General features: G+C 65.1%; 8 protein-coding genes and 2 pseudogenes. 7 read left to right on the forward strand and 3 right to left on the reverse strand.

The genetic code is table 11. From position 1 onward, the window contains the following. Positions 1–11: 11 nt before the first annotated feature. Positions 12–296, reverse strand: a complete 285-nt coding sequence (locus ED92_RS26315; protein WP_037342984.1) for a transposase — start codon at positions 294–296, stop codon at positions 12–14. Positions 297–1,181: 885 nt separating this feature from the next. Here ED92_RS26315 and ED92_RS42050 point away from each other — a divergent pair. Further along, on the forward strand, positions 1,182–4,031 hold the full coding sequence (locus tag ED92_RS42050; RefSeq protein ID WP_081975921.1) for an amidase domain-containing protein: 2,850 nt from the start codon (positions 1,182–1,184) through the stop codon (positions 4,029–4,031). Positions 4,032–4,134: 103 nt separating this feature from the next. Here ED92_RS42050 and ED92_RS42055 read toward each other — a convergent pair whose 3' ends face one another. Continuing rightward, positions 4,135–5,019, reverse strand: a complete 885-nt coding sequence (locus ED92_RS42055; protein WP_081975922.1) for a DUF1963 domain-containing protein — start codon at positions 5,017–5,019, stop codon at positions 4,135–4,137. A 172-nt stretch (positions 5,020–5,191) separates the two neighbouring features. On the opposite strand from ED92_RS42055, the pseudogene ED92_RS26330 reads away from it, so the two are divergent. Beyond that, a pseudogene (locus ED92_RS26330) lies at positions 5,192–5,515 on the forward strand (hemin transporter); the annotation flags it as partial. A gap of 169 nt (positions 5,516–5,684) precedes the next feature. Here ED92_RS26330 and ED92_RS26335 read toward each other — a convergent pair. After that, complete coding sequence (locus tag ED92_RS26335; RefSeq protein WP_037342990.1) at positions 5,685–7,337, reverse strand: hypothetical protein; 1,653 nt, start codon at positions 7,335–7,337, stop codon at positions 5,685–5,687. Between the two features lie 563 nt (positions 7,338–7,900). Between ED92_RS26335 and ED92_RS26340 the strand changes: the two genes are divergently transcribed. The 5 genes and pseudogenes from ED92_RS26340 (at position 7,901) to ED92_RS26355 (ending at position 16,536) form a co-directional block, all read left to right on the forward strand. Beyond that, positions 7,901–13,876 (forward strand): PA14 domain-containing protein, encoded by a 5,976-nt coding sequence (locus ED92_RS26340; RefSeq protein WP_369797434.1) that lies wholly within the window; start codon positions 7,901–7,903, stop codon positions 13,874–13,876. After that, positions 13,873–14,340, forward strand: coding sequence for a hypothetical protein (locus ED92_RS26345; RefSeq protein ID WP_152611015.1), 468 nt, complete (start codon positions 13,873–13,875; stop codon positions 14,338–14,340). The genes ED92_RS26340 and ED92_RS26345 overlap by 4 nt, the downstream gene beginning before the upstream one ends. 372 nt (positions 14,341–14,712) lie before the next feature. Then, on the forward strand, positions 14,713–14,961 hold the full coding sequence (locus tag ED92_RS42550) for a hypothetical protein (protein WP_152611016.1): 249 nt from the start codon (positions 14,713–14,715) through the stop codon (positions 14,959–14,961). Continuing rightward, positions 14,933–15,265: a hypothetical protein gene (locus tag ED92_RS26350; protein WP_037342992.1), complete on the forward strand. Its 333-nt coding sequence runs from the start codon at positions 14,933–14,935 to the stop codon at positions 15,263–15,265. The genes ED92_RS42550 and ED92_RS26350 overlap by 29 nt, the downstream gene beginning before the upstream one ends. 84 nt (positions 15,266–15,349) lie before the next feature. Next, positions 15,350–16,536 (forward strand): annotated as a pseudogene (locus ED92_RS26355) (IS256 family transposase). The last annotated feature ends 60 nt before the right edge of the window (positions 16,537–16,596 follow it).

Here is a 16,596-nt window from a genome sequence, read left to right on the forward strand (position 1 = left end):
ACAGCGGTAGATCATCGATCCATCTCTTTGGCAAAATAGGTGGCCGCTTTACGCAGGATCTCCTTCTCTTTCTCCAGCTCAGCGACCCGCTTCCGCAACCGCTGCACCTCATCGGTGACCTCAGGACCCGCCGCCGGCGCGGCCGCTTCCTCCTTGGCCTTGTTCACCCACGACCGCAAGGTCTCATGATTGACACCCAACTCACGGGCGATCTGACGCAACGGACGATCACCCGAACCAACCAGCTCCACCGCATCCCGACGGAACTGCTCCGGATACTTCGACGAACGCGACACCAAGACATCCTCCCTCCAGACCCATGTCTGGAATCAAGACGTCCGGCCCCAAGGGGCAACCCCAACTCGTCGGGTGTGGCCGCTGTAGGTGGTGATGCGTTCGGCGGTGGCCAGGTCCCACACCTGCACTGCGCCACCGCGGCCGTTGGTGACGGCGACGGGGCGACCGCCCGATGACGTCGCCGACGGCCTTCCGCTCGACCGCCCGTAACCCGGCCGACGACGATCGACGGCGCGAATCGCCTCCTCGATCTCGACAACGGTCGGACGCCCACCGGCAGCAATCCGCCTCTGCGGCGGTACTCGCGGAGTACGTTCGACCCACAGCTCGCGCTGCAGGGCAGCCTCGGCCGCCCGCCACGGTCGAAGCAGTAGACGTTCGGTCACGAGCAGTACCTCACGTCCTGTGATCTCTCCGGCTGTCATGAAAACAATCTCCCACGTACACACGTCCGGACATGCGGATGAGAGGAGGTGGTCGTTGGCGCCGGCACAGCACCGGCGCCCGAGGAGCCTGGGGGACAGGGTGGCATTCGGGTATCAATCGGTCGGGACGGACTCGCCCAAGAGTTCGCTGACCACTTCGGGTTGTGCAGGGCTCGTCCTCCACGCAGTGCGGGTCATGCACAACCCGAGACGGGCACGGCTGGCACTGTCGTAAGTCGGACCACGGGAAGATGTCGAGTCCCGTCAACCGACATGATCGCTGGCATCGGTGTCGCCGCCAGACTGCTTGCGGCGTGCCCGCGTCGTCTACCGAGATTCCGACCGTCGGCAACCCCTTCGCATGCAACCATCTGTCGTACTCATGTTCGAGAACGTCGATTCCGCTCGGTGTGACGTTGACTGGGCCGTTCGGCGGTTGTGGGATTTACGGGTAGCCGGATGATGATCTATATGAATCTTCATCGTCGATTATTGTGTGCCGTTGCATGTGGTGCCGTTGGTTTGATGGTGTTGTTCCTTATGGTGGCGCCGGTATTGTCGCCTGCTTCGGCCGTTCCGGCAGCCGAAACGACCGCGGAAGCCGCGCCGCCCGATACTGACGTGGGGACTCCAGTCGATGACTCGGGTGCTGGAAATTCGGGGGAGGACGCGGAAGTGGGAGCTCCGGAAGAAGACGCAGATATCGAGGGCCCCGAGGCGCCTCCGGGAACTAAATACCTGCCTGGCAGCGCGGATAACGATAAGTCAGCGGTGCGGGACCGCGCGGCGTTGCGCGATGGCAAGCATTCGGCAGATCCGAACCCGGGCGTGGAGGGCGGAGTGGCCGCGGGGTGTGCCACTGTGGATTTCAGTGTGGAGCGACCCGTATATTCGGTAGTGGCCCTCGAGCGGATATACGGTCGGGTCCGCCTGACTGATGATCAAGTGCTCAAATGTCTGGGGCAGCACATCGAGGTCTGCGCGATAATGTACCCTTTTACCGACGTGGTGAAAGATTGCGCCGTCCGGGAAATCGTATCCGGCACCACCTTGTATCTCAGTAACGGGATCGTGGACTGCGCGGGGACCTGGGCGACGTTGGCTGGCTGGGAGCACGAGACCGCTGGCCGCCTGTCGCCGCCAAGCAGATATCACGTCGCCGGGGACGGCACATGTCAGGAAGGCGAAGCCGACGACAACCAACCCGTCTCGAGGGATTTGGAGGCGGTCACCCTTGCCTATCGGGCCAGAATCCCGGCAACTGAGAACACCAATGACTACCAGTGGGACGCCAAGAGTCCTGGCGAAATCGCGAACATCATCTCCTTGATGAAGACCGCGAACAGTGGAACCCCTGAGGGGAGGCTGGAAGCGGACCGCGGGCTGGAGGACTATGGCTATGAGCTCGAGTTCATCACAGACACGACCACGGGCCGAAATTATCTCCTTCTCTATGAGCTGAACCCGTTCAATCGCGGGTGGGGTCTGTATGTGCTGCGCTATGACGCGACGTCGGCGCCGGCAAACTTGGCAGTTGAGGCTCCTCATCCGATTCACGACGAGCTGTCCGTCAACTTCGGTATCAAGACTTTTATCGATCTTGACGGGAAGATGTTCGCGATGGCCGGCACTCATCGCTACAACAGCACCGAAGTCCGCGATCCTGTGAAGTATCCCAAGAGTCGAATATCGGACATGGCGCGCAGCTACGAAAGTCTTTTTCATAAAGTGCACGCGAATTTCACGACCGGGCACCCGAATGTCACAGGAGGGACATGGAGTCCAACTCATGTGCTCCAGATCCACGGTTTCGAAGCGCGCGACGGATATCCGGAGCTTGTACTAAGTAACGGAAGTTGTCAGCCGCATCCGAAGCTTCGGAGTTTCGCCGAGAAAGTTCGCTACAAGGGTGTTTCTTCGGGTGTTTTCGAAGGAGACGCCGCATGCTCCAAACCGTCGAGGAATTATCCCGCCGTCGGCGCGACGATCAACCCGCAGGCCAAACACACGCGAAAGAAGGGCGGCTATTTCTATCATGTCGAAGCGGTGAGATCGCTGCGGTTCGATCCTGCCCGGTACCATCTTGTCGCCAAAGCGCTCGGTGAAACGTTGTTTGAGGGTGACACCGGCGTACCGGCGAAGATCGGACCAGCACCCGGATTCGACCCCGATGCGACCGCGGCCTACGCGCGGACGCATGCCCGGAACTACAACGGCAACTATTGGAACTGGGACCATCGAGGTCCTGCCGTGGGTGGTGACAGTCCGAACTTCGTGAGCCAGTCTCTGGCTGCGGGAGGCTGGCAATGGTACGAACCCGGAGACGGTGAGCTTGGCGATCACCAGAGCAGCAACTACTGGTATTACCGAGGAAATGCCACGAACGGTAACGGCGTCGGCGCCACTACCTGGTCATGGGTGAACGCTGAGACCTGGAGCTCGTTCGCGAGAAAGTCGGGTCGCGTGACAAAGATCAAGTATCTGAGTGACGTCGGACTCGGCGACGTAGTACAACTGGCACTGCCGGACTCCAAGACCAAGGAGATCCGGTCGATGATCGTTACTGGTCTCGATTCCAACGGTCCGCTGGTGAGCTATCACTCGCCGGACGTAGTGAACTTTCCTCTGTGGCTGTTGTTCCAGAGTCATAATCTGAGCTGGGCCGACTCCGAGGTCGCGAACACGCATCGTCCAGGTATGGTATTCACTGCCTGGCGAACGGTGAGCGTCAGCGATCACGCGCACCGCGACAGTGGAGTCTCTCAGCCGGGAGTCCCAACGACCCAAGCACGGCTGGAACTAGATAGTTTCATCCCTATTCCTGAGGGATCGATGGAGGGCTACGACGCCAATCAGTTCCCGCACTGGAAGCAGAGCGATGGTTGCAGTACCAGGCAGATCGTGCTTCGGCGTGACGGCAGAGCAGTCCGGCTCGGCGCCGGCTGCCAACCAGCGTCCGGCGTCTGGTTCAGTGAATATGACGGCCTTGCCGTCACCGACCCGCAACTACTCCAGATCGATCATGTTGTGCCGCTCGCCGATGCGTGGCGCTCGGGCGCCAACACCTGGACCCGCGAACGGCGCAGTGACTTCGCCAACGATCTTGCAGGACCGGAATTGAGGCCGGTGACCAAGGAGGTCAACAACAACAAGCGCGACAAAGATCCTGCGTCCTGGGTACCGCCACGACAGGGTGCGCACTGCGGATACGCCAAGCACTGGGTCCACACCAAGTTCCGGTGGGGCCTGAGCATGCAGGTCGAGGAAAAAGACGCGTTGCGAGCGATGCTCGGCCGGTGCCCGGACTGACTGACCGGACAACGTGAGAAATGGGGGTCCGGTGGTTCATCTGCCGGACCCCCGGCGTACCTGACCATGCGCCACCGGACAGCCGCTACTCGATGGTGTGCGGTCAGAAACTGTCCCAGTAGTAGTGCACCGACCTCAGGTCCCCTCGGGCCAGGTCGGCCGGGTCACCGAACAGATGCGCGATGCCACTGTCACCCCAGCCCTGTGCTACGTCCTGATCGATCGTGACCAGCACTTGACCCGCGGGCTCACCGATCGATGGATAGTTCGGATAACTGCGCGCGTCCTCCTGCCTGAAACTGGCGCTGCCTCCCACTGAGCTACCGAAGACGAAGGTCTCACGGAACGGGCTTTCGATACCGAGGACGTGGAAATTCCATCCGTTGTGCAGAAGATCTCCTGGATGGTCACCGCGTTCGCCGTTGAGCTTGGCCAGTTCACGGACCAGCCGTGCCAGGTCCCCCTGGTCGTCAGGGGTGAATTCGGCTAGTTGCGGAAGCGCGCTGCCGACCGTGAACGTCACACCTCGCGCTTCGGTGGGGCGGAAGGGCGCGTACACCTCCGGCTCGTCTCCAGCCTTATGCCAGGGTGTCGGAGCTGTCGGCGGCGCCACCGGACGCGCAGTGGTATCGGAATACCAGCGGACCTCGAAACCGGACTTGCCTCCCGTCTCGTCATATGTAAGCCCGAAATTGAGGCTGTCTGCGGCGACAAACCACTGGAACAACCCTGTCGACGGGAAGCCGGGCAACGGCCCGACATCGGTGAAATTGACCTGAGCGACGCAGAACATCGGAACGTCGTTGTACCGCGGCCACGGCACGCCTTCGGGCAGATAAGGATGACCAGCCAGATAGGACCCCGTCACCGACACCGGCGAGCCACCACCCAGTCGCAGATCAGCGGCAGGAAGGGAAACCTGGTTGAGAAGCGGCCGCAGCTCGTCGATCACTAGCTGTCGTCGTGTTTCCTCGACGGAACCGTTCATGCCGCAGACGATACAACGGCAGCACCGGCAGACCCGCACAACAGAGGATACCGACGATCACGTTCACCGACACGTCACCACCAACGGATCAGCCTCAGTTGTTCGCGCGAGAGCGCCGGCGGCGAAGGCGTAGACCCTGCCGGGCTGTCGGAAGCACGGTGTCCAGGAATGCCCGGGTATGGGGTGCGCCCTCGACACTGGGCACGGACCGGTGCTCCTGGTCAGCGCCGGTATCGGGATCAACCCGATGGCCGCCATGCTGGATCACCTTGCCCGCACCCAGCCGACGCGGCGGATCAACCTCGCCCACGCCGACCGCTCGCAGCCCGGTTTCATGAATGTTGACGCGCTACCGCTTCCTCCGGACACCACCGCCTACCTGTGTGGTCCCTTGCCGTTCATGCACGGAATCCGCGCCGGGCTGATCCAGCGCGGCCTGGCAGCCGAGCGCATCCACTACGAGGTCTTCGGCCCCGGAATGCTCGACCGGGACTGACCGCTGTATGTATTAGGTCGCGGCGTCGTGCTCGCGGCCAGCAAGATCGTCGCCTGCCCGGCCCGCTCGAGGGAGAATGGACAGCCGGCGTGGTCGGCGAGCGCGAAGGCCAAGGGGTTTTCTTCGCTTGCGTGGGGCGACTTGCTGGAGTCGCCCGACGCGGTGATCATCACTCTTGTGGTTGCAGTCGGTAGAGTGTGCCCGCCTTCACAGCGATGATCCCGCCGATCGCGGTGCCGGCTGGTGCGACGGCTTGCCAGGCCATTCCTTCCGGTGCGGGAGTCTTGGTTCTGGCGGCTGAACTCGGCAGGCCGATGAGGCCGCCACCGACGACGACATTGTTCTGATCGACGACGAGAACACAGTCGGCCCGCGTGCCGCCAATGGTGGCCCAGCCGCTGAGGACCGTGTCTCCAGCCGGCGGCATGCTGGTTTCGCCGCGTGTGTTCCCTGGTTCGGTGCCATGGGGGAGTGGGGCCGGAGTCGAGAGGTGGGTGCCGAGTTCGGGTCCGCCGCAGCCAAGGGTGAAGGTGTCGTTGAAGGGGTAGGCGCCGAGTGAGCGCGCCGCGGGCGCGGCCGCGCGTTGGATGTGCAGTGTGTCGAGGACGGTGGGTGCGTCCACGCGCAGGGCGATGGCCGCGAGGCTCAAGGGGGCATAGTCGTGCCGGACGCGTTCTGCTTTGGCGCCGCCGATGGCGTGGGTGACCAAGGCGGCCGCCGCGGTGCCGATCAGCAGCTCCCGTAGTGGCCATTGTGGACGGTTGATGGCCGCCAATGCCAGTAGGGCACTGGTGGCGAGTGCGCCGATGACGGCGTACCGGCTGATGAGTCCGACGTTACCGCCGGGTACCTGATCGGTCGTACGGCCCAGCGCTAGCATGCCCGCGAGCAAGATGGCGTACGTGGCGAGCGCGATCCAGCCAGAGACTCGAGGACTTGCTTCTCGGGCAAGGTAGACCAGCGCGGCGATTGTGATCCCGCCGGCGATCACCGCGACTACTGCGATGTCGGCCGACCACAGCCCGCCGAGTGCCGCAGCGAGAACGGACAGCCTGCCGTCGGGGTCGAACGCCGACGTGGCCAGCGAGTGCTGACCGGACGGTTTGGTCAGGAACCACGCCGTGACAACGAGAACTCCGGTCACGCCAGGGATCAAGACTCGCAGGCGCGAGTCCTTACGCAGCCAGGCGATCAGTGCCAGAACGAACCAGATCGGCAGAGCCGCACCGAAACTGAGGCAACCCAGCGCTGCCGAGATACCCGCTGTCCAGCTCCTGCCGCGATGTGCACAGGCGATCGCGAGCACGCAGAAGAAGACCGCGGGGATCCAGCTGATCCCGTTGGTGCCCTGCAACCACAGCTCCGCCGCATGCGAGGTGAACAGCAGCCACGAAAAGCCTGCCACGACGACGGTTTTTGTTGTCGTGGAAAGGGAATCCGGGAGCATCGAGTACAGGCAGGCCACGATCCCGGCCGTGAGCAGCACCGTGAGGATGGTGAGGACCCGGTTGTCCCCGCCGAACCACGCCGCGTCCGCCCAGAACATCAGCGAAGGCAGGACGAAGGGCTGATCGAGGTGATAGGTGAACACCTGACCGAACAGCAGATCGCCATTATCGTCGGTGATTTTCGCCAGTACATGCCAGTAATCGAGCAGCACATGCATTTTCGGAGCCCGCACGGCGGTGAACAGAGCAAGCCCGAACGGGACGACCGCGAAAAGCCACAATGCGACCGGTCCGCTTCGTCGCCACAGGCGGGCCTGCGCGGGGCGTGGAAGCGTGTCCGCGGTTGCGGGACGGGCGGGGGCGAGGTGGTTCACGGATCTCCTGCCGGGGTGGGGTGAGCACTCGGTCCGGAGAGTTGAGCGGTTTGCCCGATTCGGCTCCGGAACGGCTGTGACCAGTGTCTTTACGGCACCCGGCCGGTGCTTGGCAAGAGTGAGGTTCACCTCAAGAAGTGATGTAACGACTACGTGTGGTCGCGACGATGAACGGCTCGGTCGGGCGGGTCATCCCCTCGATCACGCCCCGGCCCCCGACAGGCCGAGGCGGCACTGCGTCGACGGCTTTCGCCGTCGCGATGGAGGGGGCTTTCGTGTTCCTGTTGCGCCGTGAGATCGAAAGAACCCGGTGGATCAGAGCTCTGATTTTCCTGTTGATCGCCGTTCTGGTGATCGGGAGCACGGAGACTGTCTCGGCTTCACCGAAGGCGGCGGCGGCCGAGCGGATCGATCCGCGTGAGGTCGGTGTCCTGCCGTCCGAACCCGCCGCGCCGGTCACGCCACAGGCGCCGTCCACGGCGGATTTCGGAGCCAGATCACGGCTTGACGGCGGTGCGGGCAGTCATTTCGATCCGCAGCGGTCGAAGCCGGTGTCGCGGTCGATGTTCGTCACCGAGTATGAGAATCCCGATGGCACCCGGTCGGTGCGGCAGTCGAACCAGCCGCTGAACGTGCAGGACGCTGCCGGGAACTGGCAGCCGGTCCAGACCACTCTGTCGACCGATCCCGCTACCAAGCGCGCCGACGCGGATCAGCATCCGCTGAGCCCGTCGCTGGCGACGAAGGCAGACGACGGTGCGGTGCTGCAGGTGGAGTCGGGTGGGCACACCGCGAGCCTCGCGATGGACAAGGCCGCAGGATCGACCGCCGCGGTGAAGGGTGATTCCGTCACGTATCCGGAGGTCGCGGCCGGGACGGATCTGGAGTACGAGGTCACGCCGGGTGCGGTCAAGGAGACCATCAAGCTCAAGCGCCTGCCCGCTGATGGCCGGTCGTCGTGGAAGTTCAAACTCAACACTGGTGGCCTGACCCCGAAGCTGGAGAACGGCACGGTCGTTCTCGCCGATGAGGGCGGGGCGGCGAAGATCGTGATGCCACCGATCGAGACCTGGGATTCCGCGGGCAACGGCGAGACCGCGCCCGCGATGACCGGCGGCACCTACTCCCTCGAACAGGCCGGAGCGGACTGGTGGCTCACCGTCGCCGTCGACGCGAACTGGCTGCGTGACCCCAAACGCGTCTACCCCGTCTACGTGGACCCGACCTTCACCTACGGGGTCAAGGAGTCCCATTCGTACCGTTCGGACGGCACGAACTGTGACGCCTGCGGCTTGCGGATCGGCAACAGCCAGGCCAAGGGCGACACCTACAACCGCAGTGTCTTCAACGTGGATTACACGCCGCTGTTCGGCAAGACCGTCGTCGGCGCCCGCATGGATCTGACCCGCAACACCAGCGTCGTCGGCTCGTTGAAGACCTGGAACGCGAACCTGCACCACGCGTCCGCGTTCAACTTCAACGGCGTCGGCGGCTACATGACCAGCGCGCTCGTCGGTGACGTCGGCAGCTTCGTCGGTGAAGGCCTGACCGGCTTCATCCGCGATCGCGTGAACGCCCGCGACGGCTCGGTCTTCTTCATGCTGATCGGCGCCGAGAACGCCGGGACCTGGACCTACAAGAACCTCAACGCCACCCTCACCGTCGACACCGGTTCCCCGGCGCCCGCCACCACGCTGGTCGCTCCGGCCGACGGCACTGTGTCGACCTCGCTTACCCCGACCTTGTCGGTGAAGCCAGTAACCGACCCCGATGGCGAGCCGGTCAAATACTGCTTCCGCATCGCGACCGGTGCCGACGCCAAGTCGGGTGTCGTGGTCGAGTCCGGCTGCCTGCCGACGCCGACCTGGACGGTCCCCGCAGGGATTCTGCAGGACGGTGTCGCCTACACCTGGCAGGCGATGACCTACAGCGGTACCACTACGATCACGCCGACGTGGGTCGGTCACTTCAAGATCGACCAGCGGATCGGCGACCACGGTCCCTCTCCGACGGATGATGCCGGCCCTGTCACGGTCAACCTGGCGAACGGCAACGCCTCGTTGTCGCAGCAGACACCGACGTTCGAAACCGTCGGTGGGAACGCCGGCCTGACTTTCGGCTACAACTCACAGCAGCGGGAGAACAAGGGCCTCAAAGCTTCCTACTTCGTCGACCTGTCTCACAACGGCCTGATCAGCGACGCCCAGCAGCCTGTGCTGGTACGGACCGAGCCGCAGGTCAACGTCGACTGGGGCGTGGATTCGCCGTTCGCCCCGGCCTTGCCGGGGGACTGGTTCGTCGCTCGCTGGGAGGGATTCTTCCAGGCGCCGGTGGCAGGGACCTACCAGTTCGCCGGCGTGCACGATGACGGTGCCGTGGTGTGGATCAACGGCGCCAAGGTCTACGACGTCGGCACGCCCAGCGATCTCAACTGGACTCAGGCGACCAACGTCGCGCTGACCGCCGGCCAGCGCGTGCCCATCAAGGTCGAGAACGCCGAGGCCACTGGCGCGGCCAAGATGCGCCTGTTCGTGCGGACCAGCGACAACACCACCGTCGCTCCGCAGATCGTGCCCGCCGACTGGCTCTACACCTCCGACCTGCCGGTCCTGCCGCAGGGCTGGACCCTCTCGGCGGACTTGGACGGAGACGGCTCGAGCTACACCGAAGCCAAGGTCACCGACCAGAACATCGTCCTGACCGACGCCACGGGCGCCAAGCACACCTGGACCAAGAAGAGCACCGGTGGCTACACCCCGCCCCAGAGCGAAGACGGTGTCCTCGCCCTGGATACCTCGGGCCGGGTCACGCTTCACGAAGGCGGCGACGTGTTCACGTTCCGCGCCGACGGCAAGCTCGATACCCAAGGAACCGCGGCCGATTCGCGCAAGCCCGCCGCGTTGCAGAACATCTACAGCGGCACGCCGTCGCGGTTGACGCAGATCAAGGACCCGGTCTCCGGGCGGGTGCATACGTTGCACTACAACCGGCCCGGCGACGACTGCTACGGCTCAGTCGCCGCACCCGCAGGCACCGACGCACTGCCGCCGTCACAGATGCTGTGCCGCATCAGCTACTGGGACGGGACCGAAACCCGTCTCTGGTACGCCCAGGGACGGCTGGCCCGCATCGAAGATCCCGGAGCCGAGAACAACGACTACCTGTACGACGCGAACGGTCTCGTGACGGGTGTCCGCAGTCCGCTCGCGGTCGATTGGGTGGCCGCAGACGCGGCCCACCGCAACACCACGGAGACGTACACGACCATCGCCTACGCGGTCCAGAACGGGAAGACACAGGTCACTTCCGTGACCGAGCCTGCGCCCGCTCCCGGACAACCGCGGCCTTCGACCAGCTACCGATACGACCCGGCGAGCCGCACGACGTACACCGACACAGCCGGTCTCACGCCGGCGACCGGGTTCTCGAGCAAGGTGACCTACGACGAAGCCGACCGGACGCTGTCGACGACCGACGCTACCGGGAAGACGTCCACCCAGGAATGGAGCCCGAAGGACCTGCCGTTGTCCACAACCGACCCGGCAGGGCGTCGCAGTACGACTATCTACGACTACGCCGACCGCCCGACGGATGCCTACGGCCCGGCGCCAGGGTCGTGTTTCGCCGGTCAATCGCCCAACAGCAGCTGCGCGATGTCCCACGGCCACACCGGATACGACGAAGGCATCAACGGCCTTGCGGTCGCGTACTACGACAACGACAGCCTCTCCGGAGCGCCCAAGGCATACACGACCGGCATCGCTGGCCCCGCCGGACAGTTCGTCAAGAACTGGAACAGTGACGCGCCGACCACCGGGATCACCGCCGACCATTTCTCGCTGCGCGCGACCGGGGACATCGTCTTCCCCGCCGCAGGCGACTACACCTTCCGCGTCCTCGCCGATGACGGTGTCCGGGTCTGGGTCGACGACCAGATCGTGATCGACGACTGGCGCAACACCACGCCCGCGTGGCGCTCGGGAGTCGTCCGCAACTCCACACCGGGCGCTGCCCGGCGAATCCGGATCGACTACTACGAATTCGATCTCACCGCCCAGCTCGAACTGCACTGGACCACACCGGCCGGAACGCAGGAGCCGGTGCCCGGCAGCCAGCTCAAGCCGCGGTACGGGCTGACCACGTCGACGACCGCGACGGAGTCCGACAGTGTTCCCGACAAGTCCGGTGTCACCCGGTTCGACGAGAACGGGCTCGACCCGGTCTATGGTCTCGCCACCTCCGGGCAAGGCAATCCGGGAGGGTTGAAGATCACGGGCTCGGTCGGCTATGAAACGCCCGGTAGCGGCTACCTGCGTAAAACGAGCAAGACGATGGCCACGGGCGCGAAGACCGTCTACGCCTACTACGGGGACGCCGAGACCCGCACGAACCCGTGCGTGGCAGGCAGCGCACCGGTCAACCAGGGTGGCCTTGCCAAGGTGATCACTTCGGCGGCGCCGGCGACCGGGCCTGCCAGAGTGGACGAGCGGGTCTACGACGCCTCCGGCCGAGCCGTAGCCGAGTCCGATGGTGGTGAGTGGACATGCACCACTTACGACGACAGGGACCGGCCGCTGGAGGAACACGTCCCGGCATCGGCAAGCTCGCCGGCGCGAACGGTGAAGCACCAGTACTCCGTCGGCGGCGATCCGCTCACCAGCGCAGTTTCCGACGAGAACGGCACGATCACCACCACTGCCGACCTGCTGGGCCGGATCGTCGCTTACACCGACGCCAACGGAGTCCGGACCAGCACCGCGTACGACCAGGCCGGCCGGACCGTGTCGAGCACTGTCGCCCCGCCCGACGCCGCAGACGCTCCGCGGGTACTCACCTTCACCTATGACGACGCCGGGCGTGCGCTGTCGCAGAAGCTCGACGCCGTCGTGCTCGCCACGGTGACCTACGACTCTGCCGGAGAACTCGCCACCGTCGCGTACGCCAACGGAACCTCGCTCGCCGGGGTGACCAAGGACGCCGCCGCCCGCACCCTTTCACTGGGCTGGAAGACCAGCGACAACAAGGACGTAGTGTCCCAGGTCGGTCGCACGGCGGCGGGGACGATCGTCGACGAATCCCTGGCGGGCGTTGACGCCCGCCCGAACGCGCCGAACTACATCTACGACGGTGCGGGCCGCCTGACCGAGGCGTTCGTGACCGGTCACCGCTACACCTACGACTACACCTCCTCGGCGTCCCCGACCTGCCCAGCGGGAACGCAGGCCAACGCGGGCGTCAACACGAACCGCATGCGTCTGGTCGACGAGTCCGCGACAGGAACTGCCGAAACCCTGTACTGCTACGACGCCGCCGACCGCCTGCTCGCGACACAGGGCGGCACCGGCCTGTCCGGCTTCACCTACGACCGGGCGGGCAACACGACCGGGTGGACGGCCGCCGACGGCACCGTCACCACGCTCACCTGGGACGGATCCGACCGCAACACCGGGGTCAAAACCAGCGGCCCGGTCGCCGCGGCCAACGCCGAAGTCGCCTACACCCGGGACGCCACCGATCGCATCGTCCGGCGAGACCCGCGGAACTGCGACAACAACGCCGTGATCCGCTACGGATTCACCGGCGACGGGGACGCCCCGGACCTCACCCTGGACGCCGCCGGCCGGCTGACCTCGCTGTCGTTGTCTCTGCCCGGTGGAGTCCTATACACCACGAAGGTCGGCAGCGACGGCGCGTTCACCCCGGCGTACGACCATCCGTCGGTGCGTGGCGACCTGGTGCTGACGACCGACGTGGCCGGCCATCAGGTCGGCACACTGCGCGCCTTCGACCCATATGGTCAGCCGTTGAGCAGTACCGGAGCCGTCGATCCTCAGGCCGTGCCTGACAACTCGCCCGGGTCGATGGACTACGGCTGGCTGGGCGAACACCAGCGGGCCTACGAACACGCGGGCGGGATCGCGCTGGTTCAGATGGGCGCGCGGCCTTACAGTCCACTGCTCGGACGGTTCCTGTCGGTGGATCCCGAAGAGGGGGGCTCCGCGAACGACTACGACTACGTCGCCGGTGATCCCATCAACAGCCTCGACCTCGACGGTCACGGTTGGTTCAGTTCGCTCGTCGGCGCGGTGACGCGGGTGGCCCAGGTGGTCTCGTGGGTGCCGGGACCGATCGGCTCGATCGCGAGCGGTGTCGCCGCGGTGGGCAATGCGATCCAGGGCAACTGGGGAGCGGCCGCCCAGTACGCCTTCGGCGCCCTCACCGGTGGCGCGTCCAAGTGGATCGGCGCCGCCGTCGGCGCGGTGAAGGCCGTCGGCCGGGTGGCGTCGAAGGCAGGCCGGTGGTTCACCGCGACGACTCGGTCAGCGAGCGCGGCAAGCCGAGCGAACAGGATCCTCCGCAAGGTCAAGATCGGTGGACAAGGCATCGGGTACAAGAGGCACCGGATCGCTCTGCACGCTCCTCACGCCGTGAACAGGCGGTATTCCAAGCGCACCAAGCCGCATGTGGGACGATGGCACATCCACACGGGTAAGAAGCGGACGGCCAGGCGGGTGTTCCGGGTCTGGAGGAAAATTTGAGTGACCCGGTTGAGGTGATCGTCTTCCGCGACGAGCCCGGCGAGTTCGCCGACATGGCACCAGATTTCGTCGCCCAGGTCGGTGTGCTTGCGACTTTCGAGTCGCTGACGGTGCAGTGGCCGGAATCTGCTGGTATCGAGCAGAAGCGAAGGCTGCTGAGGTTCGTGGCCACCGCGGCCGGCGAAGGCCGGTCGCGGGTGGCCAGGCCCCTGGGGAAGCTCGATGCGGACGGCGAAGCTGACGCGCTAACGTCGTTCCTAAGGGCGGTCGATGGCGATTCGTGGTGGCTCGGGGATGTGGCCATCAAATTCGACGCAGGGGACTTGACCGAGATGATCTGGTTTCCCGGCGGCGACGGCGTGTTTCTGCACATCGGGGCGGCAGCGAACCTGCTCGACTTCACCGTCATCCCGGCAATCCATGAAATTGCCATCGTCCTCGACTGGCAGCTCACAGTGCAGTGACCGATCTGGCCCGGCCGACCTTCCGCAAGCGAGGAAGCATAAGCCGCCCGCTGGGTGACCACACAGTTGCCGCAATGAAAGCAGTCCATAAAGGACGAACGGCAGGCGCGCCGGACTCGGACGGTGCTCGCGGTCGCGGCACCGTATCCAGCCTCCTTCGCTGAGCCCAGGCGCCGCGCCGTCGAGCTGCTTGGCTCCCCGATCCGCCCGCCGTGGGTGGCGAGCCGGCGTCGATGCGCGGCCAGCGCGGCTACTACGGCGTCGGCGATAGCCGAGGCGGCGATCTCTTGTACCCAGTCCACTGTGGTCGGATCGTCGCGGAAGTAGTTGGTGAACAGTACGGGATCGTGTTGTTGCGCGCGGCCGAGGGAGGTGGACGTCGCGCTGCGTCGTCTGTCGCGCTCGCTTGGCGTGCGCAGTCGGTTTGAAGCTGACCTTCAACGGCTCACCGGAATCGACGGGGAGGCCCGGTTCCTCGATTTCTCCAGGATCGCATTGCCCAGCAGTTCGGAGAGCTACTGCCCGGTCCTGATGACGGGCATGCCGATGCTCACCGGCCCGGTACGGGCGGAGTCCTCAGTCTGCCGATCGAGTGCGGCCAGCTTCGTGTGGGCTGCTTGAGGCTGACGGTGAGATCGTCGATCTCTCCGCGCCATACGTTGAGTTCGGCTTCGCCGATCCGGTTACGGAGGTTGTTCGCGATCTCGACCAGCCGGGCGCGTTGGCGGGGGTCGACGCGCAGGACCGGGCATCGGATGCAGGCGTGCTCGTGCTGGCAGGAGGAGCCGTAGGGGCGGCCGCAGGTGCCGAGTTCCAGCTTGCGTGCGTGGAAGTGTTGCTGGAATTCGGTCCATTCCTCGTCGGTTGGTTCGCGGTTCTCGTCGGCTGGCCGGATCGCGCGACGCTGGCGAGGAATGCCCGGTAGGTGCGGCCCAGGTCGTCCTGGAAGGGGACTGTAGAACGAGCGGTGTAACTCCCGATCATGGAAGTGCACCTGATGACCGACATGATGTCCGGCGTGGAGAACGCTGAGGATTCGAAGCCCTTGACCGGTCTGGACGGCTTGGATGAGCAGCTCGTCGCGCAGTTGCTGAGCAGCGCCAAGGCCAGCGGGCTGAAGCTGACCGGTGAGGGCGGGGTGCTGCAGCAGCTGACCAAGCGGTTGCTGGAGTCCGCGCTCGAGGGCGAGATCACTGATCACCTCGGCTATGACAAGCACGATCCGGCCGGTCGTGGGACCGGCAACTCGCGCAACGGCACCCGCCCGAAGACCGTGTTGACTGATGTCGGCCCGTGATCTCCTTGGCCGCCAAAGGATTGACCACCGGGGAGATCTCCGCGCACCTGGCCGAGGTCTATGGCGCCGACGTGTCGCGGCAGACCATTTCCGCCATCACCGACAAGGTGGTCGAGGGTATGACCGAACGGCAGAACCGGCCGCTGGACGCGGTGTATCCGGTGATCTTCATCGACGCTATCCACGTCAGAATCCGTGACAGGCAGGTGGCCAACCGGCCGATCTATGTCGCGCTCGCGGTGACCTGCGAGGGCCGCCGGGACATCCTTGGCTTGTGGGCCGGCGACGGCGGCGAGGGCGCCAAGTACTGGCTGCACGTGCTCACCGAGCTGAAGAACCGCGGCGTGGCCGACGTGCTCATGGTCGTCTGCGATGGGCTGACCGGGCTGCCCGACGCGATCACCACGGTCTGGCCGCAGACGATCACCCAGACCTGCGTGGTGCACTTGCTGCGCAACAGTTTCCGCTACGCGGGCCGTCAGCACTGGGATCCGATCGCCAAGGCCCTCAAACCGGTCTACACCGCGCCGACCGAGGCCGCCGCGAAGGAGCGGTTCGGCGAGTTCACCGAGACCTGGGGCGCCCGATATCCAGCGATCGTGCGGTTGTGGGACAACGCCTGGGCCGAGTTCGTGCCGTTCCTCGCGTTCGATCCGGAGATCCGGCGGTTGATCTGCTCGACCAACGCGATCGAGAGCCTTAACGCCCGCATCCGCCGCGTCGTTAAGGCCCGCGGGCACTTCCCCAACGAGCAGGCCGCGCTGAAATGTGTCTACATGGCGATCATGAGCCTCGACCCGGCCGGCGCCGGCCGCAAACGCTGGACGATGCGGTGGAAGCCCGCCTTGAACGCATTCGAGATCGCCTTCGACGGTCGCCTGGCCGCCGGACGCAAGTAGTTCCCTTCAACCCGAGTTACACCGCTCGTTTGACAGACCCGGCGCCCCGCCCCCCCGCCC

This window comes from Amycolatopsis sp. MJM2582 (assembly GCF_000754115.1).
Taxonomy (GTDB): Bacteria; Actinomycetota; Actinomycetes; order Mycobacteriales; family Pseudonocardiaceae; genus Amycolatopsis; species Amycolatopsis japonica.